The 21,624-nt window shown below is 39.2% G+C and carries 23 protein-coding genes and 1 pseudogene; 3 read left to right on the top strand and 21 right to left on the bottom strand.

Annotated features, from left to right (window positions below; translation table 11 throughout):
• The 5 genes and pseudogenes from V4762_RS00195 to V4762_RS00215 form a co-directional block, all read right to left on the bottom strand.
• Entirely contained in the window at positions 1-630 is a 630-nt protein-coding gene (locus tag V4762_RS00195; protein WP_347313744.1) for an MORN repeat-containing protein, read from the bottom strand.
• Between the two features lie 127 nt (positions 631-757).
• Complete coding sequence (traT, locus tag V4762_RS00200) at positions 758-1,495, bottom strand: complement resistance protein TraT (protein WP_347313745.1); 738 nt, start codon at positions 1,493-1,495, stop codon at positions 758-760.
• Positions 1,496-1,581: 86 nt separating this feature from the next.
• Positions 1,582-1,701: pseudogene (locus V4762_RS00205) on the bottom strand (type II toxin-antitoxin system YoeB family toxin); the annotation flags it as partial.
• Positions 1,702-1,704: 3 nt separating this feature from the next.
• Positions 1,705-1,956, bottom strand: a complete 252-nt coding sequence (locus tag V4762_RS00210) for a type II toxin-antitoxin system Phd/YefM family antitoxin (protein ID WP_347313746.1) — start codon at positions 1,954-1,956, stop codon at positions 1,705-1,707.
• A 604-nt stretch (positions 1,957-2,560) separates the two neighbouring features.
• Positions 2,561-3,322 carry an MORN repeat-containing protein gene (locus V4762_RS00215; RefSeq protein WP_347313747.1) on the bottom strand — a complete coding sequence of 254 codons (762 nt, stop codon included), beginning with the start codon at positions 3,320-3,322 and terminating at the stop codon, positions 2,561-2,563.
• Positions 3,323-3,486: 164 nt separating this feature from the next.
• Here V4762_RS00215 and V4762_RS00220 point away from each other — a divergent pair, with 164 nt between their 5' ends.
• Positions 3,487-4,206, top strand: a complete 720-nt coding sequence (locus tag V4762_RS00220; RefSeq protein ID WP_347313748.1) for a metal-dependent transcriptional regulator — start codon at positions 3,487-3,489, stop codon at positions 4,204-4,206.
• Positions 4,207-4,259: 53 nt separating this feature from the next.
• Here the strand turns inward: V4762_RS00220 and V4762_RS00225 are convergent, their stop codons facing one another.
• From V4762_RS00225 to V4762_RS00300, 16 genes are all read right to left on the bottom strand, one after another.
• Positions 4,260-5,636: an NADH-quinone oxidoreductase subunit N gene (locus V4762_RS00225; RefSeq protein ID WP_347313749.1), complete on the bottom strand. Its 1,377-nt coding sequence runs from the start codon at positions 5,634-5,636 to the stop codon at positions 4,260-4,262.
• Positions 5,633-7,138 carry a complex I subunit 4 family protein gene (locus tag V4762_RS00230; RefSeq protein WP_347313750.1) on the bottom strand — a complete coding sequence of 502 codons (1,506 nt, stop codon included), beginning with the start codon at positions 7,136-7,138 and terminating at the stop codon, positions 5,633-5,635. Before V4762_RS00230 ends, V4762_RS00225 begins: the two co-directional genes overlap by 4 nt.
• Positions 7,139-8,917, bottom strand: a complete 1,779-nt coding sequence (locus V4762_RS00235) for a Na(+)/H(+) antiporter subunit D (protein ID WP_347313751.1) — start codon at positions 8,915-8,917, stop codon at positions 7,139-7,141.
• Positions 8,907-9,152: a hypothetical protein gene (locus V4762_RS00240; protein ID WP_347313752.1), complete on the bottom strand. Its 246-nt coding sequence runs from the start codon at positions 9,150-9,152 to the stop codon at positions 8,907-8,909. The genes V4762_RS00235 and V4762_RS00240 overlap by 11 nt, the downstream gene beginning before the upstream one ends.
• A 17-nt stretch (positions 9,153-9,169) precedes the next feature.
• Positions 9,170-9,322 (bottom strand): hypothetical protein, encoded by a 153-nt coding sequence (locus V4762_RS00245; RefSeq protein WP_347313753.1) that lies wholly within the window; start codon positions 9,320-9,322, stop codon positions 9,170-9,172.
• A 36-nt stretch (positions 9,323-9,358) separates the two neighbouring features.
• Positions 9,359-10,837 (bottom strand): monovalent cation/H+ antiporter subunit D family protein, encoded by a 1,479-nt coding sequence (locus V4762_RS00250; RefSeq protein WP_347313754.1) that lies wholly within the window; start codon positions 10,835-10,837, stop codon positions 9,359-9,361.
• A gap of 3 nt (positions 10,838-10,840) precedes the next feature.
• Positions 10,841-11,143, bottom strand: coding sequence for an NADH-quinone oxidoreductase subunit NuoK (gene nuoK / locus V4762_RS00255; protein WP_347313755.1), 303 nt, complete (start codon positions 11,141-11,143; stop codon positions 10,841-10,843).
• A complete protein-coding gene (locus tag V4762_RS00260; RefSeq protein WP_347313756.1) occupies positions 11,144-11,659 on the bottom strand; it encodes an NADH-quinone oxidoreductase subunit J family protein in 516 nt (171 codons plus the stop codon).
• A complete protein-coding gene (gene nuoH / locus V4762_RS00265; RefSeq protein WP_347313757.1) occupies positions 11,656-12,657 on the bottom strand; it encodes an NADH-quinone oxidoreductase subunit NuoH in 1,002 nt (333 codons plus the stop codon). Before nuoH ends, V4762_RS00260 begins: the two co-directional genes overlap by 4 nt.
• A 2-nt stretch (positions 12,658-12,659) precedes the next feature.
• Positions 12,660-13,196, bottom strand: a complete 537-nt coding sequence (locus V4762_RS00270) for an NADH-quinone oxidoreductase subunit C (protein WP_347313758.1) — start codon at positions 13,194-13,196, stop codon at positions 12,660-12,662.
• Positions 13,193-13,585: an NADH-quinone oxidoreductase subunit A gene (locus V4762_RS00275; RefSeq protein ID WP_347313759.1), complete on the bottom strand. Its 393-nt coding sequence runs from the start codon at positions 13,583-13,585 to the stop codon at positions 13,193-13,195. The genes V4762_RS00270 and V4762_RS00275 overlap by 4 nt, the downstream gene beginning before the upstream one ends.
• Positions 13,582-14,160, bottom strand: a complete 579-nt coding sequence (locus V4762_RS00280) for a NuoI/complex I 23 kDa subunit family protein (protein ID WP_347313760.1) — start codon at positions 14,158-14,160, stop codon at positions 13,582-13,584. The genes V4762_RS00275 and V4762_RS00280 overlap by 4 nt, the downstream gene beginning before the upstream one ends.
• On the bottom strand, positions 14,157-15,416 hold the full coding sequence (locus V4762_RS00285) for an NADH-quinone oxidoreductase subunit D (RefSeq protein ID WP_347313761.1): 1,260 nt from the start codon (positions 15,414-15,416) through the stop codon (positions 14,157-14,159). The genes V4762_RS00280 and V4762_RS00285 overlap by 4 nt, the downstream gene beginning before the upstream one ends.
• Positions 15,398-15,934: an NADH-quinone oxidoreductase subunit B gene (locus V4762_RS00290; protein ID WP_347313762.1), complete on the bottom strand. Its 537-nt coding sequence runs from the start codon at positions 15,932-15,934 to the stop codon at positions 15,398-15,400. The genes V4762_RS00285 and V4762_RS00290 overlap by 19 nt, the downstream gene beginning before the upstream one ends.
• Positions 15,935-16,024: 90 nt before the next feature.
• Positions 16,025-16,531: a 4Fe-4S dicluster domain-containing protein gene (locus V4762_RS00295; protein ID WP_347313763.1), complete on the bottom strand. Its 507-nt coding sequence runs from the start codon at positions 16,529-16,531 to the stop codon at positions 16,025-16,027.
• A 57-nt stretch (positions 16,532-16,588) separates the two neighbouring features.
• Positions 16,589-18,673, bottom strand: a complete 2,085-nt coding sequence (locus V4762_RS00300) for a molybdopterin-dependent oxidoreductase (RefSeq protein WP_347313764.1) — start codon at positions 18,671-18,673, stop codon at positions 16,589-16,591.
• Positions 18,674-18,864: 191 nt separating this feature from the next.
• Between V4762_RS00300 and queF the strand changes: the two genes are divergently transcribed.
• Positions 18,865-19,248: a preQ(1) synthase gene (queF, locus tag V4762_RS00305; RefSeq protein WP_347313765.1), complete on the top strand. Its 384-nt coding sequence runs from the start codon at positions 18,865-18,867 to the stop codon at positions 19,246-19,248.
• 139 nt (positions 19,249-19,387) lie between these two features.
• Positions 19,388-21,547: a methyl-accepting chemotaxis protein gene (locus V4762_RS00310; protein ID WP_347313766.1), complete on the top strand. Its 2,160-nt coding sequence runs from the start codon at positions 19,388-19,390 to the stop codon at positions 21,545-21,547.
• Positions 21,548-21,624 lie beyond the last annotated feature (77 nt).

Below are 21,624 nucleotides of genomic sequence, written 5' to 3' on the forward strand. Positions count from 1 at the left end.
CTATTTATTTCCCATAAACTGGTCTTTTGACCACTTCCCTTGATAAACTACATTTCCATTTTTGTCATAATAGGTACCGTATCCGTCTCTATAAAAATCCACAAAGTCGCCTACATACTTTGCCCCATCAACCCATATATACGTGCCCTTACCTGTAGCTGAATAGTTGACAAAGTCTCCAGTATATTTATCTCCATTTGCCCAGGTGTAGGTGCCCTTACCTGTAGCTGAGTTATTCGAGAAGTCGCCTACATACTTGTCGCCATTGGTCCAGGTGACTACTCCCTTGCCAACCTTCATATCGTTTACAAAGTCGCCTACATACTTTGTGCCTTCAGACCAGGTATATGTGCCCTTGCCCGACATCTTCCCATCTACCATAGTGCCTTCATACTTATCGCCTGGTTGTCCATCCTCATACCAGATCAATACCCCCTGACCGCTTGCATAGCCGTTTGAGTCAGCTCCTCCAGTCCAGCCTGGAATTTGGCCTTCCTCAGGATAGGCATCCCAGACCTTTCCGTTGTTAGTCTGCACATAGACACCCTTAGCAAAAGACGGAACGCTGAAAATAAATAAGATACTGAAAACGATAGAAAACAAGATACAAAATCTAACTAATTTGCCCACTTTACCCTCCTCCTAAGATGATTAAACTTAATAAGTTTAATCAATATGTTAGCATAAAAAAAGATATTGTCATAATAAAAAAACCCTCCTTCAGGTGACAGGAGGGTTTGAAAGATTTTTCTTAGTGTTATGGGAGCAGGTTGGCTATTGCGTGAGCCAACTGCTGTCTTAATACTGGTTCTACATCATCAAACTTAAGGTTGGTGCCAGAGGCTTCAGATACCACTCTGTCTCTATATATAGCCCAATCTTTTACAGAAGCGTTACTCGATGTCTCTGTGGTAGAAGTTCCCTGGGTCACATTGGTAGAAGACTCTGTCTGGGTACCAGGCTGTCTTTGTTCAAGCTGTATGTCCACAACCATCATATACTTATCAGAATTGTTAGCATTGGCAATGGCAGCTCCAGCAAGAGCACCAATAATGCCGCCAGCTATCGTGCCTGTATAGCTTCCACCAGAATTAAAGGCTGATCCTATTAAAGCGCCGCCAAAACCGCCAGCCAGGGCGCCAGTCGCAGTGTAGTCTTTCGTTTCTTTGCCAATATAGAGAACGTTCGACATCAGCATAAAGTTGGCATCGTCTGGGTTGTCAGTTATCTGGTATCCCTCATTCGTCAATTCGGTAACTAGCTCTTTCCTAAAATCCAAACCAGTAGCACTTGAAGTGTTTCTCGCGCTTACATACACAATCTTTTTGTCTGGCGAAACAGGCTGCAAAAATATACTTGAGCTCATCTTAGTGCTCAGCGCTATCTTGCCAGAGGTCAAACCGCTCGAATCAGCATTTGCTATGCCAGCAAAACCGAATGCTGTAAGCAAAAGCAGGAACAATAAAACATTAAATCTCTTAATAGCAAATTCCATTTAATTCCTCCAAATTTTCGACCTAAGAACTCATCTTCTTCTAAAAATAATTATACAGTCTTAATATTAAGTGTCAATTAATACATTTTAAAGGGGTCTCTCTTAATGGCCTTTATGAGTTCGTTTATACGTTCCACCATACGTTTGTCGTTTTTTTGCCAATAAAGATAGTCTTCCCATGCATTTGATGAGAAAATAATGTCCATTTATTATTCCATCAAGTTATGCTTTTCGCCTTTGTTTTCCAGTAATCCCTGAGTAGACTCATGCAACCTTGTTGCGTTATTAATGCTTTTTAACAAGTAAGCGGTTTCTTCGTATGAGCGTAAATTCTCTTCAGATATCAAAACGACATTGCCCTTTTTTCTACGAACTATAGTTATTGGCGTATGGTCTGTTGTAACTTTGTCCATTATTTTTGCTAATTTAGATCTGGCTTTAGAATAAAATATTGTTTCCATAAACTCACCTCTCTTTTAATAGACTTGTACATATTATTGTACATTTTAAATAATCAATCTATCTTTTACAGTTAGTAATAATTAAAAAGTCCGTACTTGTTGAAAATACGGGTTTTTTTGATATTCGATTGTGTATAAATTATGTTGTGCTACAAAAATATTTTTTAGGAATTTATTGAACACCCCTTGTCCTATCTTTTACAGCTAGTAACAATGAAAAAGCCCATACTTGTTAAAAATACGGGATTTTTTGATACTCGATTGCGTATAAATTATGTTATGCTACAAAAAATTTCCACACAGTTTTACAGCAACCAACTAAAACCTACTCTCCTTGAATCTTTCGTGACTAAAATCGTAAGCTTCCAACCTCACAATTAAAATTTCCTGCACAAATCGTCCTCGCAAATTGCTAATTCCACAGTTGTAAATTCGGACAGTTTTATTTCTGGAAGTTGCAAAACCCAAAATATGCAACAACTCTATGTAAAATAAAAAAGCCCCTAAATGCCTTTGTATTAAGGATTTAGGAGCTTTTTTTATTTTATTTGCTGCAAAAGTCATGATACAGTCTTAGTGCTAAGTGTTAATGTAAAAAAATTACTTACTTAATAAACTTGTCTTTGGACCAATTGCCCTGCATTATTATAGTTCCATCCTTTGCATAGTATGTGCCATATCCGTCTCTGTACCAGTTCACAAAGTTGCCTTCGTAATAAGTTCCATTCGCCCAGGTATATACCCCTTTGCCATTGGCTGCATTATTTGCAAAATCTCCGACATAGCTGTCACCGTTTGGCCAGGTAAATGTGCCCTTGCCAGACTCAGCATCGTTCACAAAGTTGCCTTCATACTTGTCACCGTTTGTCCAGGTCAGAGTGCCCTGTCCATTTCTTTTGTCGTTTTGGAATCCACCGACATATTGCGTGCCGTCTGACCATATCAGAGTGCCCTGTCCCGATCTTGAGTCATCTATAAAGTTCCCAATATATTTGTCGCCATTTGCCCAAGTAAGGGTGCCCTGTCCATTTCTAAAATCGTTTGAAAAAGAGCCCACATATTTCGTCCCGTCTGGCCAGGTGAAGGTACCCTGTCCTGACATCTTGCCTTCCAACATCGTCCCTTCATATCTTTCTACAGGTTTAGAATCCTTATACCACTGCAAAACCCCTTGGCCTGTGGCATAACCATTGGCGTCCACACTCCCGGACCATTTTGGTGTTTCTTTGTATTCTGGAGATGAATCATAGACCTTTCCATTGTCTGTCTGAACATAGGCGCCTTCTGCAAAGCTAGGTGTTTTGAAAAAAGATAGTATACCAAGAACAAAAATTGCTAAAACACAAAGCCTGAGAAATCTCTTCATTTTCTCCTCCATAAATATTTTTTTATTAACATATCTACTTTATAAAGTATAAAATATAAACAGGAATAACACAATAATCTTTTCGATTTAACTTTTAGAAATTTACTTTAGTTTATAATATAAATAAAAAGATTAATCAAATCATTTTGAACCAGGAGAGTAAAGTGGATAAGCCCTGTATAGATGAAGGTTGTATAAAAGATAGCCACTCAGAATTATCGCCCAGCCTGGAAAACTATCTGAGAACTATATTCGACATAGATCAATCAAAAGGCATTGCCAGAGTGAGAGACCTTGCAAAGCAGCTAAAGGTAAAAACCCCCTCTGTGGTTGCAGCCATCGAATCTCTGAAGAACAAAGACCTGGTAACCCAGGAAAAGTATGGTCACGTAGAACTTACAAATAAAGGTAAAATTCTTGCACAGAATCTCTCAAAAAGGAAGAATACGATAGTAAATTTTCTGGTCAGAATTTTAAGGATTGAAGAGAACTTAGCCCAACAAGATGCCTGTCTGTTAGAACATGATTTTAGCCAAAGCACCTTTAGAAAAATGGAAAGGATGATTTCTTTTATAGAAATGCTTGAAAAAAATCATCCTGATATCTTCGACGAGTTTAAGAAGTTTATTTTTGATTCAGGTGAAAGATATGTAGTACACGAAACCAAGAGCCTGTTTGAGTTACAAGACAATGAAGAGGCCATAGTGGTTCACATAAATCTTGACCAGATTAGCAAGGAAAAACTGGCAATATTGGATCTGAAAAGGGGTTGTAATATAAAAAGGGTGCAATCCTTTAAAGATATAGTAAATTTTCAGATTGAAGATAACTTTATAGCTCTCACATCAAAAGAGTGTAAAAATATTTATTGCAAAACGATATAAAAAAAGCCGCAAGAATTTACAACCTCTTGCGGCCAAAAAGATAAAACTAAGTTTTAGTGAATAAATATTGAGGGCAAAGTACCCAATACAATTACTATTATAGAAAGGCTAAGAACCAACCCTTTCGTAAAATCGCTTGAAACAACTTCTGCCTCTACGGTTGGCTCTTTCATATACATATTCATCACAACCCTTAGATAGTAAAAAGCACTGGTTATGCTCATCAAAACTGCAACAATCACCAATGAAGTAAGCCCTCCATTTACAGCTGCCAAAAATAGCTGAAATTTTGCAATAAATCCAACAGTAGGAGGTATCCCTGCAAGAGAGAACATAAATATCATCATTATTCCAGCAAGATATGGATATCTTTTTGCAAGACCATTATACGTATTCATATCGTCGCCATTTTTCAACATAAATACTACCCCAAAGGCGCCAAGATTCATTACCGCATAGGCAACCAAATAGGTTAGAATTGCGTTCAAACCTGCCTGGGTCCCTACAATTATCCCAAGAAGCATATAGCCCACATGAGACACTGATGAGAAAGCGAGCATTCTCTTAATATTATTTTGCGAAAGAGCCAAGAGGTTTCCGCCAACCATAGTTAATATTGAAAGGACTATGAATGCTGTTTTTGGTTCAACCCAAATAGGAATCAAGCTGCCAACAAAAAATCTTCCAAATGCCAATAGGAGAGCTGTTTTCGGAGCTGTAGCAAGAAATGCCGTTATTGGAGTAGGAGCCCCTTGATAGGTATCGGGAGTCCAGGCATGAAATGGGATTACCGAAGACTTGAAGCTAAAGGTCACAATCACAGCTATAACTCCTGCGATAAACATCGGGTCAGACACAACCTTTGCAGTAGATAGAGATTTTGCTATCTCGTAAAAATTCGTAGTGCCAGTTGCGCCATATATTAGCGCTATGCCGTATAGCAAAATAGCAGTTGCCACTGTTCCCATCAAATAATACTTGAGCCCTGCCTCGCTAGACAACTCATCTCTCCTATAGAAAGAACACAATATATATAGAGACAAAGATAGAGTTTCCAAGCCCAAATACAGAACAATCAAGTCCCTTGAACCAATCATAAATAGCATTCCGACGACAGAGGTCAATATAAGCGTCAAATATTCGCCATAGCTGGTATCTGGTATTACAAGATCGTCAATTGAAATCAAGATTACATAAATAGCTATTAGTATTATGATCCAGCTACCCAGAACGTCAAAGGGGTCCACAGAAAAAGATAAACCAAATCCTCTGCCATAAAGTGAATATTTCCAAACTCCAGTTATCAAAAGTCCCAATATTGCAAAGATCGAAAAAGTCTTCCTGTTTTTAACAAAGAGAGCAGACAAAAAGATAAATATAGAACAGGCAACCAAGAAAAGCTCAGGAGCAATAATCTTAAATGTCATCATCTTATCCACCCCACTAAGGGTAAAGTGTGAACCGCCATAGCAGAACTAAACTTCGTAGCAATCAAATTTGACACTGAAGCCTGCATATAGGAAGTGAACACGTCTGGTTGAAATCCTATATATAGAACCAATAAGAGAAGGGGTATCAGAGTAATTATCTCTCTTGGGCCCAGGTCATATATCAAATCTTTAATTTTTTCATTTAAGTTTCCATACGCTACCCTATAATAAAGCCATATCATATAGGTGGTGCCCAGAAGAACGCCTATGACAGCAAAGGCACCCAGGGGAACATATCTCAGGAATGCGCCGCAAAGAATCAGAAACTCTCCCATAAAGGAGTTCGTCCCAGGAAGTCCTATTGCAGCAAGGGTAAAGAAGGTATAAAACAAAATAAATATAGGCAAGGTAGGCTTCAGGCCGCCATAATCAGAAATCTGCCTGGTATGCGTTCTTTCGTATATCATGCCAACCAAACAAAATAGGGCGCCAGTTACGATCCCGTGATTGATCATCTGTAAAATTCCGCCAAGCATCCCTATCTGGGTAAGGGTAAACAGCCCCAGAGTTATGAACCCCATATGAGATACCGATGAGTAAGCAATAAGCCTTTTAAGGTCTGTCTGCTTTAACGTTACAAATGCACCGTATACAATGGCCACCACTGAAAGAACCTGAAGGAGGCCTAAAAATATCATAGTAGCCTCTGGAAAAAATGGCATAGAAAATCTCAAGAAGCCATAAGCGCCCAGCTTCAGCAAGACCCCAGCAAGTATAACGCTGCCTGCTGTGGGAGCCTCAGTGTGAGCATCAGGAAGCCAGGTGTGAAGGGGGAACATTGGCACCTTTACCGCAAAAGCAAGGGTAAAGGCAATGAACAAAAATATTTGCATGTTCACTGGCAAATTGAGCTTTGTTAGCTCAAGAATATTAAAAGTATGACCTCCTGTAAAATACAGCACCAATATAGACACCAGCATCAACACAGAGCCAGCGAATGTAAACAAAACAAACTTTATAGACGCATACACCCTATTTGGACCACCCCAGACGCCTATAAGAAGGAACATAGGAACAAGCATAGCTTCCCAAAAAGCGTAGAAAAGTAAAAGATCAAGGGACACAAAAACGCCAATCATAGAAGTTTCCATAAGTAGTATCATTATAAAAAATTCTTTTACCTTCTTGTTTATCGCCTTCCATGAAACGCTTATGCTTATGACAGTAATGATCGTAGACAGCAGCACAAACAGGACAGAAATGCCATCAACTCCCACCGCATATTGTGCATTTATAAGAGGTATCCATGGATGAATCTCCACAAACTGCATAGCATGAGACCCCTTGTCAAACAAGAACCAAAGGGGGAGAGAGATGAAAAAGTCTATCAGCGCCACCACCATCGCAGTTGATTTTATGAGCGTTGAGTTTTTCATAAAAAGTATAAGAATAGCGCCGATAACAGGAACTAAAAGAGTAAGAGATAATATTGGATAGTTCATTTAAATCCCCCCTCTCAACAGTATAATTACGCATGCAAGGATAAGTATGCCTATTACAAATAAGATCATATAATCCTGAAGATTGCCCGTCTGAAGCTTTCTCAAGGATTTACTCACAGAATATGTCGCTTTTGCGCTGCCATTGACCGTCCCATCAACCACATAGGTATCAACGCCCTTAAAAAACCTTGCAAAAAACATAATAGGATTTAAAAATAGCCATTCGTATGCAGTATTTACAATCTTGTCTTCAAATACAACAATTACTTTTCTATCAAAACACATAAATAACTGAAGACTTCTTCTATAAACCCAATCGAAATCGAGATTTATAGCCCTCATTTCAGGCGGATATATGCCTGAGAGCATCAGCAGGGTAAAAGCAAGGGCAGAGAAACCTAAGAGCTCTACCATCTCCATAACGTGATCTGGCGCATAGGGAACATAGTGAACGGGAAATGGCAGTATAGAGTAGAGAGCCCATGGATAAACGCCTATTGCTATGCAAAGGAATGCAGCTATGCCCATAGCAAGGAGCATGTGAAATGGAGCTTCTTTCGGTCTGAGCCCTGAATCGTGCGAGAAAAATGCAAAAAATGGAATCTTGATGCCTGAATGGTGGAAGACACCAGCAGATGCAAAAAGTAATATGAACCATACAATAGTAAGACCCTGATGCGCAGATGCTGCGACGATCATAGACTTACTTATAAAGCCGCTTGTTAATGGGACACCAGATATGGACGCAGCGCCCACAATACAAAAAGTCAGCGTCCACGGCATAGTCCTAAACAAACCACCCAATTCTGTAGCTTTTATCTTGCCTGTCTGTTTAAAGACTGCTCCCATAGACATAAAGAGAAGCGCCTTATACAGTATGTGGGCAAACGCATGAGCCACAGTTCCATTTAGAGAAAGTTCAGTGCCTATCCCTATACCCGTTACCATAAACCCAACCTGGTTGATAAGAGAGTAGGAAAGGACCTTTCTCATATCGTTTTCAATAACAGCAAAGAATATTGGGAAAGCAGCCATTATAACGCCAACTACTATCAATGCCTCCGTGCCAGGGAAGGCTCTTGCAAGGGTGTAGACTGCAGACTTTGTGGTGAAAGCACTAAGCACTACCGTGCCAGCATAGCTCGCCTGTGGATATGCATCAGTAAGCCAGGTGTGAAGAAGTGGAAATACAGCATTTATGCCAAACCCAATAAGTATGAGCAAAGATGCCAAGTTTGTAAGCCCCAGATAGTTAAAAGCTATTGAGCCCGTTTGATGGAAATGAAGGAGTATCCCGCCGAGCAAAAATACGCCTCCAGTAACGTGCATCAAGAGATACCTAAATGAGGCCTTTAGAGATCCCTCTCTGCCGCCTATTGCCACCAAAAACGATGTAGACAGGGCCTTTAGCTCCCAAAAGAAAAACAAGGAAAAATAATCTCCCGCAAATACCACCCCGAGAGCAGCTGCCTCTGTCAAAAGCGCCGCTACGTGATGACGATAGTCATCGAGTCCGTAAGCATAAATAGAGTTTAATAAGCTTATAATACAAAATATCAAACCAAAAACGTATGATAGCTGATCAATTCTTATTGGAACAAGATCAAGCCCTATAAAGTGGATATCGTAAACAAAGCCCTTTGGCAATATAAAAGCGTTTACGAGAGCTAATGCCGGGACAATAATAATCCACCACTTTAGCACCTTTCCTCTCAGAAAAAGCGCAAAAAATGCCCCAATAAGAAATATCAAAAATGGCGGCATGAAGCTAATCGTCATAATAGTCCTCCTTGCGCTTCACAAATGGCCTTAGAACGAATTTTGCTACAAGAACCAAAACCACACACGCGACAAACCCATAAACAGAAAAAAAGGAGGGAAATTTTTCAAAACCATATTCTGCGCTTCTCTTTATTACAAGATCCAGCACGGTAACTATGGCCAGAAATGAGAACAATACGATAAGAGTTATCTTCAAGCTATTTGGTTTTTCAAAAAATTTATATGGATTCAACTTTTTTCCTCCTTTCCTTAATGGTTTGAAACTATCATATAATTTCCATTTAGCAAGATATACCCAAGGTAAACAAGACCTATCACAAAGGCTATCGCAAACACAAGAGGATATCCAGGCTTTGGATCGTGTTTTAACTCCATCAAAGGTTCTTCATGATTTTGTTCCATAAAACCCTCCTTGAATTCAAACTCTTTATTGGACATTTAGAACCCCGCGAGAACCATACTTGCAAGATGTAAAAATATGCCAGGGAACCAACCTAACAAAATGCTGATTGTAGCCGTTATAAGTAATGGCACAGCCATAAAGGGATTTTCTATAATGTTTTTCGTATAGTGATGAGAGTGCGCATCCGCCTTCTCCTTTTCAAAGAATGCCTTATAAGCCACAGGCAGAAAATATCCAGCGTTCAATACCGTACTGAAAAGGAATATGAACAAGAGAATTGTAGAGTGCATTTCCATAGTACCGTTTAAAAGAAACCACTTCGATATAAAGCCGCCAGATGAAGGAATGCCTATCATGCTTAAAGAGCCTATAAAAAACGCAGTCATAGTTATAGGCATTCTCTTGGCAAGACCGCTCAGCTGGCTAACCTCAGTTTTATGTGAGCAAACTATGATAGAACCAGCGCAGAAGAATAAAGTAATCTTAGCAAAAGCGTGAGTAGTGATATGAAATATGCTGCCCATAATAGCGCTTGGTGTCAGCATAAATGCGCCCAATAGAATATAAGAGAGCTGACTTATAGTCGAATACGCAAGTCTTGCCTTCAGGTTGTCTCTCGTAAGAGCTATGATAGACGCCAGAGTTATAGTAAATGCTGCCATAAAAATTGCCACATCTCTCCCCCAAAGGGTGGTTAGGGTTTGTGCGCCGAATATAAAAAGCGTAACTCTTAGCACTGTAAATACACCAGTCTTTACGACTGCCACAGCGTGAAGAAGGGCGCTAACGGGAGTGGGAGCTACCATAGCAGCAGGCAGCCAACCGTGAAGAGGCATAATAGCGCATTTCGCAAAGCCATATATAAACATTAGATATAATATTGAGAGTAAAAATTTCTGGGCAATAGCTGCCTGAGGGAAGATGCCGCCATAATGAAACTCTAAAGTGCCTGCAAGGTTATAGGTTATAACAATCGCCGCAACCAAAAGAAGCTTAGCTGCTCCCAAAAGATATATAACATATTTTCTTGAGCCTCTTTTGGACTCATCGTCTGTTCCGTGACCGACTAAGGGATAAGTTGCAAGAGTCAATGCCTCGTAAAAGAGAAACATTGAAAACAAGTTGGCAGAAAAGGCCACGCCCATTGTGGTTGAAAGAGCTACTGCAAAAAATGAAAAATACCTTGTTTGGTTGAGCTCTTTGTGACCTCGCATATACCCAATAGAGTAAAAGGTCGTCAAGATCCACAAGAAAGATGCGCCCACAGCGAAAAGAAAGCCTAAGGCGTCAACCCTGAATGAAAAAGAGATTCCAGGCAGGAGTTGGAATAAAGTAATATGGTAATCTTTCCCCTGTAAAACAGATGGTAAAAGAGATAAAACAAGCAAAAACATTATTACACCAGCTAATACCGACCAAAATTCTCTTAGATTTCGATTTTTCTCACCACAGTAAAAAATAAAAGGTATTGCAAGTAATGGAGTTAATATAATAATCAGAGGTAAATATTCCATAAGTTAACCTCTCAAATTCCTAAAAAGATCTATCTTCACGGTCTTCTTCAGTCTATATGCATTTATCAGTAAGGCTAGACCTGTAGCCATACCTGCGCCTGCATTAGCGATAATCAAAAGAGCGATAACCTGGCCCATAAAGTCTTGCATGTAATGACTTAAAGAGATCAGGGTTATGTTTACGGCGTTCAGCATAAGTTCTATGCAAAGGAGCATCATAATAATGCTTCTCCTCGTCATAAAGCCAATCAAACCTATAGCGAAAATAATAGCAGCTAGTATTAGATATGCGTTTAATGGCACCATTTATTCATCACTCCTTTTTCCGGCCAATACAATAGCAGCAATCATTGGAACAAACAGCACTACGCCCATAATAATAAGCGGCAAGTTGGCCTCAGAATAGAAAACCTGACCCAAAAGCTTTGCATCTGAAAAGGTGTTTACAACATCTATAGAAAACTTGCCAATAGTATTTAGATAAGATGCTTGAAGAGCTAGAGCCAATATGCCAAAAACGCAAAAAACAAAGAATATCTTGGGAATTGATAAAGAGCTAAGATCGCTAAGATGATCCTCATGTCTTACGTTTAAGAGCATTATTACAAAAATCAGCATTACAAGTATCGCTCCGGCATATACTATCATCTGAATCATAGCAAAAAACTCAGCGTTCAAAAAAAGATATATGCCCGAAATGTGAATAAAAAGAAGAAGAGTCCACAAAACTGCATGAATATAATTCTTTCTAGTCACAACAATAAGAGACAGAACTATAGAGGCTAGGGCAAAATATGAAAAAAATAATATAGGTATACTCATGGCATGAACACCTTCTTTATTATCATAATAATAAACAAGTTTGTAAGGCTAAGAGGCAAAAGAAGTTTCCAGCCAATTTTTAGCAGTTGATCGAATCTGTATCTTGGAACGGTACCTCTTACCCATATATAGAAAAACATAATTGCATAAACTTTTAGCAAGAACCAGATAATGCCCGGCACTAAGTTTAAGACGGGTAAAAGATTTGTCAAAAAAGGTGGTAGAGTCCAGCCCCCCAAGAAACAGATGGTGAGCATTGAGGACATAACGTACATTGCTGAATATTCTGCAAGGAAAAAAAGACCCCATCTAAACCCAGAGTATTCTGTTAAATATCCAGCAACCAATTCTGTCTCAGCCTCAGGGAGATCGAAAGGAGTTCTGTTCGTCTCAGCTAAGGCGCAAACGAGAAAAACAAAGAAGCCAATAATCTGCGGGAAGATAAACATACCCCAAGGAAGCTTGTCCTGTGCGTATACAATATCAGAGAGATTGAGCGACCCAGTCATAATCAACACAGCAAGAAGAGCAATGCCCATAGGTATTTCATAACTTATTATTTGTGCGCTAGATCTAAGCGCACCTAAAAAGGCGTATTTTGAGTTAGACGACCAACCTGCGATAATTATTCCGTATACCCCCAGAGAGCTCATTGCGAGAATAAACAACAGGCCTACGTTAATATTTGCCAAAACCCATCCTGCAGCAAATGGAAGCACTGAAAAAGATGTCATTACACAGGTTACCACTATTACAGGAGCCGCGGTAAACAAGAATTTGTCAGCTCCGAATGGAATATTGTCTTCTTTGAAAAATAACTTTACCAGGTCTGCAAATGGCTGAAACAAACCAAGAGGACCCACTTCCGTAGGACCTAGTCTTGCCTGAATATGACCTAATATTTTTCTTTCAAAGTAAACTGCATAGGCTACATGCAGCAGCAAAACGCCCAATACTACTGCAACTTCAATAATTAAAATAATAATGCTTAAAATCATATCTAACCTCCTCTCCTGATTTCAAATTTAGAGAGGCTTTCCACTTTTTTAAGAAGCTTTTCGTGGTCTTCCCAAACCCCTATGCCTTTGAGTGGATAATCCTTTTTCAAGGGATAACCAACCCAGTTCTCAGGCATAAAAACGCGTTTGAGGTGAGGATGGCCTCTAAATTGTATACCAAACATATCAAAGCACTCGCATTCGTGCCAATCTGCCCCTTTAAAAATACAGGTTAGGCTATTTACTTCCATATCATCTTCTGGAACCTGAATCTTTACTCTAATTCTGTGCTTAAAATTAATTGAGTAAAGGTTATAAACTACTTCATATCTAATATCTCTTGATTTAAAATAGTCCACCCCACACAGATCAGCAAGGTGATCGAATTTTAAACCTTCATGCTCTTTCAAAAAGAGAATTACTTCTGTGTTGTCATCCTTGGGAACGCTGATATTTAGTTGATCGAATTTCACTTCGTCAGACAATATTCTGTCTTTAAATTCCCCTTTTACTACATCCAAAATTTCTTCTATAGTCATCGCCTCTTCCTCCTGTGATACATATCAAACGCACCCTTTTTCCAATCATAAATATAACCAGCAATAAGTATTGCTATGAATATCAAAACGCTAATCATAGCTACAGAAGAAATATTGTCAAAGTTTATCGCCCAAGGATAAAGAAATGCAATCTCCACGTCAAATACTACAAACAGCATAGCGATTACATAAAATTTCACAGAAAATCTCTCACCAGTTTCACCCACTGGATCGTTTCCTGATTCATAAGGAATCATCGATTCAGAATAGCTTCTTTTTGGTCTTAGAAAGCTTCCAGAAATTAAAATGCCAATTGCAAAAAGAAAAGCAGCAATCATCATAAATACAATTGGTAAATATCCTGTTGGAACATACGATCCTGGTGTCATGACGCTATCTCCTCATTTTTTTTCTTAATCTCGATTGGTTTCTCATTTCTTTTTTGAGGTGTGAGCATTTTTTCTGGCATTCCAGGCGGTCTCCAGAACTTATTAAAATAAGAATCACCTGGGTAATTAGTTAAAAATTCATCCCAATCTGACAATAATTTTTCTTTTTTAAAAAACAGATCTGACCTTTTGTCCCCAAGATATTCATATTCCTCAGTTAACACTAGAGCGTTTACCGGGCAAACCTCCACGCAATAAGCACAGTAAATACATCTGGTGGCATCTATAGAATATTCTTTTAATACCCTTGTATTGTTCTCATCCTTGCCAACCTCAATGCTAATGCAATTAGATGGGCATACTGTCTTACATCTCAGGCACATAATGCATCTCTCTTTAAGCTTCTCGGGGTCTCTTACTAGAGCCTGTCTACCCCTAAAACCTGGAAATGGCTGCCTTTTCACATGCGGATAGAGTCTTGTAACAGGCTTTACTAACATGGTCTTAAACGTAACAGAAAGCCCCCTAAACCATTCGATTAACAAAACGTCTCTAATTAATTTCTGTATCTTCATTTATCCGACTCCCCTAAGACGATATCAATAGACCCTATAATAGCAATAATATCTGCCACCATATGGCCGACAGAAAGGGCAGGCATTGCAGCAATATGAACAAATGAGGGCGTTCTGAGCCTGAGCCTATATGGCTTTCCAGAGCCGTCACTTACAACATAGATGCCAAGCTCTCCCTTAGGCACCTCTACTGCGCTGTACAAATCACCCGTATTTATCATCTTTCTCTCTTTCGAGAGCGTTATAAAAGCGCTTGCAGCACTCCCAGCTCCCTCAACCTGTCTGGGAGGGGTAGGAATCACAAAGTCCGGCGCGTCATCTGAAATTATTTCGCCTTCTGGTAGCTGATCTAAGAGCTGTTTTAGCATTTCATTGGACTGCCTTAATTCTTCCATTCTACAAAGATATCTGTCGTAAACATCGCCATTTTCGCCAAGCGGTACATAAAATTTTACATATGGATATGCGTCATACGGGCAATCTCTTCTGAGATCATAATCAACCCCTGATCCTCTAAGGCAAGGGCCTGTCAGCCCCCAGCTAAGAGCATCTTCACCTGAAATCTGTGCAATATCGATAGTTCTTTCCATCCATATTGGATTCTTAGTCAGAAGAGTTTCGTATTCTTGTACCCTTGAAGGAAATTCTTTTGTAAAATCTCTTAGACCCTGAACGAATTCAGGACTAATGTCACACCTAACTCCGCCAATCCTTGCAAAATTTGTTAGAAGCCTTGCTCCAACAGTCATCTCAAATAGATCTAAGAGCCATTCCCTTTCTCTAAAACAATAGGTAAAAATCGTCATAGCTCCTATATCGAGTGCATGGGTAGCAAGCCAAAGTAGGTGGCTGGAAATTCTTGCCATTTCACAAAATATGGTTCTTATAAATTTCGCTCTTATTGGAGCTTCTATACCAAACAATTTCTCGATTGCAATAGCATAAGCAGTGTTATTTGCAGGGCTAGATATGTAGTCAAGCCTATCTGTAAGAGGAAGAGCCTGAGCATAGGTCTTGCTCTCCATTAACTTTTCAATCCCTCTGTGCAGATATCCTATATGAGGTTCCATACCGACTATTTCTTCGCCGTCCAGTCTGAGTACCAATCTTAGCACGCCGTGAGTTGCAGGGTGCTGAGGACCCATATTAAGGATCATCTCTTTTGTTTCCAGATTTTCTTCAACCTCTGGAAGTATGCAAACGTTCTGGGTAGTTAAGATTTGTTCTTTGATTTCCTTTACCTCCATGCTCCCCATACCAAACCTTCCTTTTTTATTTTCTGTTGGAGATACAAAAGAGCATGCAGTAGTGCCTCTGGTCTTGGTGGACAGCCTGGAAGATAGACGTCCACAGGAACGATTTGATCTACGCCCTGTAAAACCGAATACGTGTTAAAAACTCCGCCGCTGTTTGCACAACTGCCCATTGATATCACATATCTTGGCTGTGGCATCTGATCGTAAACCCTTCTTAAAACAGGAGCCATTTTCAATGTTACCGTTCCAGCAACAATCATAAGATCGGCCTGCCTAGGAGATGCTCTAAAAAGAATTCCAAACCTATCAAGATCGTTGTGTGGGGCTCCCACAGCCATCATCTCAATTGCACAACATGCAAGGCCAAACGTCATTGGCCATAGCGACGATACCCTTCCCCAGTTGACTACCCAATTTATAGCCTTGTCAATTGGGGATACAATAACATTTGCTTCTGGAATAGCTTTAACTCCATCAGCAATTTCTATTTCTCTGTCCTTCACCCCGTTTTCGTTCATATCGACCTCCTTGACAGTTACTAAAATTAATATCTGCAGATAACCTTAAGTAATAAAAGCTTTAAAATATTAATATTTAATATATTATCACTATTTTTTCAAAGGAGATATGTCCTTTGCAAACTTTTCTCGCTTAACTTGAGAAGCCTCGCTCGGAGAAATAAATTTCAATGCACCGGTAGTGCAACCTGTAACACATGCAGGCTGCAACCCTTGATCGATTCTGTCCATGCAATAATCGCATTTCATCACCTTACCCTTTTCTGAATTCCATTGAGGCACACCCCAGGGACACGCGGTAATACAATTCTTACATCCAATACAAAGATCTTCTTTTACATATACAATACCATCTTTTGATCTTTTTATCATCGCCCCAGTGGGACAGGCGTACACGCACCATGGCTTTTCACAGTGAAAGCAGGGCATAAACACAAAGTGCATCCTTGGGACTCCCTTTACCACCTGGGGACCCGTAGGCACTATCCTGCAAAGCTTGGCGCCTTCTGGAGCGTTATTTTTGGTCTTGCAATGAAGCTCGCAAGCATAACATCCTATACACCTTTTCTGATCTTGAAATATATAATATTTTCCCACATTACTCCTCCAAAATTTTTTTATATAACAAAAAACTTATATTTTTTGCTCACAAAATCATTTAATCTTCTTAATAGAAACTGTACATTCTGTATATGGACAGTTGCCACCAATTGCGACCTTAGCAAGCCCTTTTTGGAGTCTAATATCAGACGCGCCCCTGCCATACGATCTGGTTCTGAGAGGTACATCATCCCCAAATCCATGAAGCATAAAAGCTACGTCTGGGTGTATATATTTTGTCAATTTTGATTTAATATGCTGCTTTTCTCCCTCATTTTCTACTTCAAGCAGATCGCCTTCCTTTATGCCAAGCTCGTTTGCCCTATCTTCATGTATATATATATGATTTTCACTAACGTATTCATTCAGCAATTTGTTGTTTGAAGTGGTTCTCCCTTGGGTATGGAGCGCACATTTACTAGTGACTAATCTAAATCTGCCAGGTTTTAATTCTATCGGCTTTTCATAAGGAATAAATGAAGGGACTCCAACGTCCTCTAACTTTTTGGAGATAAATTCTATCTTACCAGAAGGGGTTTTAAACTTTAGGCCATCAACCCTATCCCACATTATAGGCTTATCTACCAGATCTATATAGCCCTTTTCATTAAAATCTTCCAAACTGTAACCAGTTCCATCAAGCTGCCAGGCGATAAGCTCTTCAATATTGTTATATGGAAAATATTGACCCACTCCAAGCCTATTCGCAAGCTCTTTAAATATCCACGACCTTGGCCTGGTGTCAAATCTTCTTTGAACAGCAGCCTGCCTAAGGATATAGCCTGGCTTAGAGCCGTTTCGAGCTATCACATGATCTGTTCTCTCAAGATATGTATCTTCTGGGAGTATCACATCGGAAAACCATCCTGTTTCACTAAAATTTATGTCGATCGAAACTAATAGGTCCAATTTTTTATAAGCACTTCTAATATAGTCCGGATCGGGAAGAGATGCAAGAGGATCGTGCCTGAAGGCAATATAGGCTCTAACGGGGTATGGCTCGTCTGTAAGCAGCACGCTTGCCAACTCTTGAGCAAGACCCCATTGTCCGCTAAGATGAGGATACTTTGTCCCGCATCCATCAAATCTTGGCTCATTTGACTTTGGAATTTGAGATAACAATGACTTTAAGGGCTTGCCCAAGGAACCTGGGCCCTTATTTATAATCAAACCACCCTTTGCCTCATATGTCCCGAGCAAAGCGTTAAGAGAACAGATAGCGCGCCTGAGGTAGAAGTCATTTGAATACCAGGCAGTCATCCAGCCCAAATGAAATATAACTGAAGGCTTCGCATTTCCTACATCGTGAGCCAGTTTTACAATATCGGCTGCAGATATCCCTGTCTCCTTTTCAGCAAATTCTGGGGTATAGGGCTTCACAAAGTTTGAAAGCTCATCAAAACCTACAGTCCATCTTTGTACAAAATCGACATCGTAAAGAGAATCCCTTATGATTACATGAATTAAAGCTAAAGCCAAAGCATAATCCGTACCAGGATTTATCATAAAAAATCTATCTGCTTTTGCAGCTGTGTAGTTCCATCTAACGTCGACCTGTACAAGTTTTCCGCCATTTTCTATCATATCTATAACATTTTTTGCCTCTCCTGTGACAAGAGACTCCAGTAAATTTCTGCCAAAACTGACTAAGTATTTTGCATTTTTATAATCATAAGTCACACCATTTCTTGCAAGGCCTGCTACCGAGAGATGAGCATTGTGTATAGAGTTAGAGCATGTTGCGTGATGATTGAAATAATTCGGAGATCCAATTGCAGCTATGAATGCCTTCTCAAACTCAGTAATAGCGCCCCCTCTATCGGAAAGAACTACGCTCTTTGCTCCATAATTATCGATCACTTTTTTCAAATTATCTGCAACATAATCCAATGCCTCGTCCCAAGAAACGCTTCTCCATTTTCCCGAACCCCTTTCTCCATCGCGAATCAAAGGAGTTTTTGGCCTTTCAGAATCATTTAACAGGGTTTTTCCTGCAGCCCCTCGTGGACAAAGGTTATATCCACCCAAAAGATAGGGGTTGCCCCAGATATGTTCAACCTCATTGTCTTCCACATCAACCACTATGGGGCACCTTCCAGTACACATAGCGCAAATACTATACACCCTCTTACTACCCATGGTCTCCTCCAATTTATTTTGAAATAGTATAAACTAAATCTTAAAAATTGACAGAAAATTGCGACAATATTAATTCTACACTATTATAATCTATAATTATCAATTGATATTTAGTTTAGCAAAGTATTTTAAAATCGTTGATAAGAAGTATTTATTATTAAATATAAAATGATGATAGAAAAGGAGTGTTTATGCCAGAGGCTAGCGGAAAAATATTTGAATTTAAAGATGAATCCTATATTATGCCAGATTTTCTGGAAGGATTCGAGTTTATGGCTGAAGAATATATAAAGATTGAAACAAATGAATTTAGTGCTGTTTGCCCATTTAGCGGACTGCCTGATATAGGAAAATTGATTATTGAATATTTTCCTGATGGCGGGTTTTGTGTAGAGCTGAAAAGCCTGAAATACTATCTGATATCATTCAGAAATGTAGGAATATACCAGGAAGCAGCCACAAAAAAAATATTTGACGATCTAAAAAAGCTATTAAAAACAGATAGAATAAAAATTACTCTTGTTTACAATACCAGAGGCGGGATGGACACATTGACCAGTATGGGGAGCCTATAAAATTTATTAATCAAAATAATAAATAATACACATGAAATAATAAATTTTTCTAATTTAAAAACAAAATTAGATTAGAAATTACTAATTTTTTAGTGATAAAATATTGTATATTATTTTTATTTTAGGGGAGAATTATTTTATGAATATTATTAAGAATTGGTCCTTGAGGAAAAAGCTTTTAGCAATTACTTTTCTTAGTTTCTTTATATTCGGCGTTGCTCTTATAACTCTTACTTCATTTCAGCTTTTTGAAAACGGGCACAAAAGCGCCCAAGAGAAACTTCATTATGCAATGGACGCCTCAAATGAACTTTTGCAGGGATATACATCTAGATCTAAAGATATGGCAAAACTGCTCTCAGATAAGGAGAGCGTGGTAAAAGGAGTAGAAACGAAGAATTTCGATCTATTGAAAAACGTACTTGTCCCATATATAAAGGAATACAAAGACCTCTACATTGTGGTAACAGACAACAAAGGAGACGTCATCATAAGAGCACATTCTCTTAACACGCCAATTGGAGATTCTATAGCAAATCAAATAAACGTTCAAAAGGCACTCAAGGGAGAAAATACCGTTGGCATTGAGGAAGGAAAGGTAGTCAAGCTCTCTATTCGTGCAGGATCGCCAGTCAAGGATAGTAACGGTAACGTTATAGGCACAGTGAGCGCAGGGTATACGATTTTCGACTCAAACAGGCTGGCAAGCGAGATGAAAAAATTATTAAATATTGATGCAACGTTCACGTTTGGCCAAGACATTGTCGCATCAACTTTAAATAAAGATGTCAAAAATCAAAAAATCCCCCAAAATATTTATGACAAGCTAACAAAGGGCGAAAGTTTTATCCAAAGATTTAACTTTCTTGGAAATGATTACTACAATGTAGTGATCCCTCTTAAAGATTCAAATAATAAGGTGGTAGGCTCTTATGTTCTCTCGTATCCACCATCGCTTATAGACGGTCCAATATATAACTCGCTAATAGTTCAAATAATTACAATTATTCTTTGTCTCCTGATAGGGTTTCTGATAATCGGTGCAGGAATAGAGTTTATATTAATAAGGCCGCTTTCAAAAGCAAAGACTGATATAGATTGCCTTTCTACTGGAGATCTGTGCTCTGATATAAGCGTGTCATCAAGAGATGAGATAGGGCAAATTGCCCAGGCATCTCTAAAGCTTAGAGATAACTTCTCTGAGATTCTGCACGATATAAAAGCTGTACTTGACGATCTGTCCCAAGCCTCTAACAAGCTGTCAAATCTTTCGTCAGACGCAAAATACGCGTCAAGCGAGAGCTCAAGCTATGCCGACAAGACAGCTCAAAATTCTGAAGAGCTAAGCGCTACATTAGAAAAGCTAAACAATCATGTAACCATCTTATTGGGAGCCATAGAGTCAATAGCAAAAGGCGCAGAAGATCAGGCAAACTCTGCATCAAGCGTTGCTGACAAAATGGGCAAAATTTCAGAAAACGCACAAATCCTCCTTAAGACCACCAGAGGAGTAGGTTCTCTTGCATCAGAAGCTGAAGAGAAGTCCAAAATGGGATCTTTGTTGATAGAGCGAAACGATTCTTCCTCTTTGCAGATATTGAACTCTGTCGAAGATCTATCGAAGACAATAATATCCCTATCAGAAAGATCAAATGATATAGTAAAAATAGTAGACATCATATCTCAGATCTCTGAACAGACAAACCTCTTGGCTTTAAATGCGGCAATAGAGGCAGCACGAGCTGGCGATGCAGGAAGAGGATTCGCAGTAGTTGCAGACGAGGTTAGAAAATTAGCCGAAGAATCCCAAAAGGCTGCCAAAAATATTGGAGAGCTTATAGAGCAAACCAAGCAGGAAACGACCTTGGCTTCAGAAGCAATGAAAACTACTCTTGAAGAGGTAAAAAAGGGCAGAACCATAACGAAGGACTCAAGAGAAGCCTTTGAGCAAATCAGCTCAAACATTGACAGACTTCTTAAAGAGATACAATCAGCCCAAAACAACGTAACAAAGGTAGAAGAAGACATTAGAAGTATAGAAACAAATATCAGCAACCTTGCAGCCCTTTCGGAAGAATATACTGCAAGCGCTCAAGAGATGAACGCCTCTACATCAGAATTGAAAAAAGATATCGATGGGCTATCAGTAATTGCAAAAGATGGCTCCATTGCTGCGAACGAAGAGTCCGCTCTTTCAAAGGAATTGAGTTCTATGATGGAGGACGTGGAAAACATCTCAAAGAACCTAAGCGTTCATGTAGAGAAACTAAACGATAAAACTTCAAAATTTAAAATATAGCAAAATTTATTTAGGCTCTTGTCGGCAGCATAGTTATATACTTGAGCACATGCTGGCAAGAGCTTTTTTTGAAAATC

The organism is Thermodesulfobium sp. 4217-1, assembly GCF_039822205.1.
In the GTDB taxonomy this organism is placed as follows: Bacteria; Thermodesulfobiota; Thermodesulfobiia; order Thermodesulfobiales; family Thermodesulfobiaceae; genus Thermodesulfobium.

Bases quoted from the DNA above. Each gene is read 5' to 3' on its own strand.
- V4762_RS00270 (WP_347313758.1), bottom strand. From the start codon at position 13,196: ATGACTATAGAAGAAATTTTGGATGTAGTAAAAGGGGAATTTAAAGAC.
- V4762_RS00260 (WP_347313756.1), bottom strand. From the start codon at position 11,659: ATGAGTATACCTATATTATTTTTTTCATATTTTGCCCTAGCCTCTATA.
- queF (WP_347313765.1), top strand. From the start codon at position 18,865: ATGCCAGAGGCTAGCGGAAAAATATTTGAATTTAAAGATGAATCCTAT.
- nuoK (WP_347313755.1), bottom strand. From the start codon at position 11,143: ATGGTGCCATTAAACGCATATCTAATACTAGCTGCTATTATTTTCGCT.
- V4762_RS00215 (WP_347313747.1), bottom strand. From the start codon at position 3,322: ATGAAGAGATTTCTCAGGCTTTGTGTTTTAGCAATTTTTGTTCTTGGT.
- nuoH (WP_347313757.1), bottom strand. From the start codon at position 12,657: ATGATTTTAAGCATTATTATTTTAATTATTGAAGTTGCAGTAGTATTG.
- V4762_RS00285 (WP_347313761.1), bottom strand. From the start codon at position 15,416: ATGGGGAGCATGGAGGTAAAGGAAATCAAAGAACAAATCTTAACTACC.
- V4762_RS00245 (WP_347313753.1), bottom strand. From the start codon at position 9,322: ATGGAACAAAATCATGAAGAACCTTTGATGGAGTTAAAACACGATCCA.
- V4762_RS00280 (WP_347313760.1), bottom strand. From the start codon at position 14,160: ATGAAGATACAGAAATTAATTAGAGACGTTTTGTTAATCGAATGGTTT.
- traT (WP_347313745.1), bottom strand. From the start codon at position 1,495: ATGGAATTTGCTATTAAGAGATTTAATGTTTTATTGTTCCTGCTTTTG.
- V4762_RS00290 (WP_347313762.1), bottom strand. From the start codon at position 15,934: ATGAACGAAAACGGGGTGAAGGACAGAGAAATAGAAATTGCTGATGGA.
- V4762_RS00210 (WP_347313746.1), bottom strand. From the start codon at position 1,956: ATGGAAACAATATTTTATTCTAAAGCCAGATCTAAATTAGCAAAAATA.
- V4762_RS00225 (WP_347313749.1), bottom strand. From the start codon at position 5,636: ATGATGACATTTAAGATTATTGCTCCTGAGCTTTTCTTGGTTGCCTGT.
- V4762_RS00250 (WP_347313754.1), bottom strand. From the start codon at position 10,837: ATGGAATATTTACCTCTGATTATTATATTAACTCCATTACTTGCAATA.
- V4762_RS00235 (WP_347313751.1), bottom strand. From the start codon at position 8,917: ATGACGATTAGCTTCATGCCGCCATTTTTGATATTTCTTATTGGGGCA.
- V4762_RS00230 (WP_347313750.1), bottom strand. From the start codon at position 7,138: ATGAACTATCCAATATTATCTCTTACTCTTTTAGTTCCTGTTATCGGC.
- V4762_RS00275 (WP_347313759.1), bottom strand. From the start codon at position 13,585: ATGACACCAGGATCGTATGTTCCAACAGGATATTTACCAATTGTATTT.
- V4762_RS00300 (WP_347313764.1), bottom strand. From the start codon at position 18,673: ATGGGTAGTAAGAGGGTGTATAGTATTTGCGCTATGTGTACTGGAAGG.
- V4762_RS00310 (WP_347313766.1), top strand. From the start codon at position 19,388: ATGAATATTATTAAGAATTGGTCCTTGAGGAAAAAGCTTTTAGCAATT.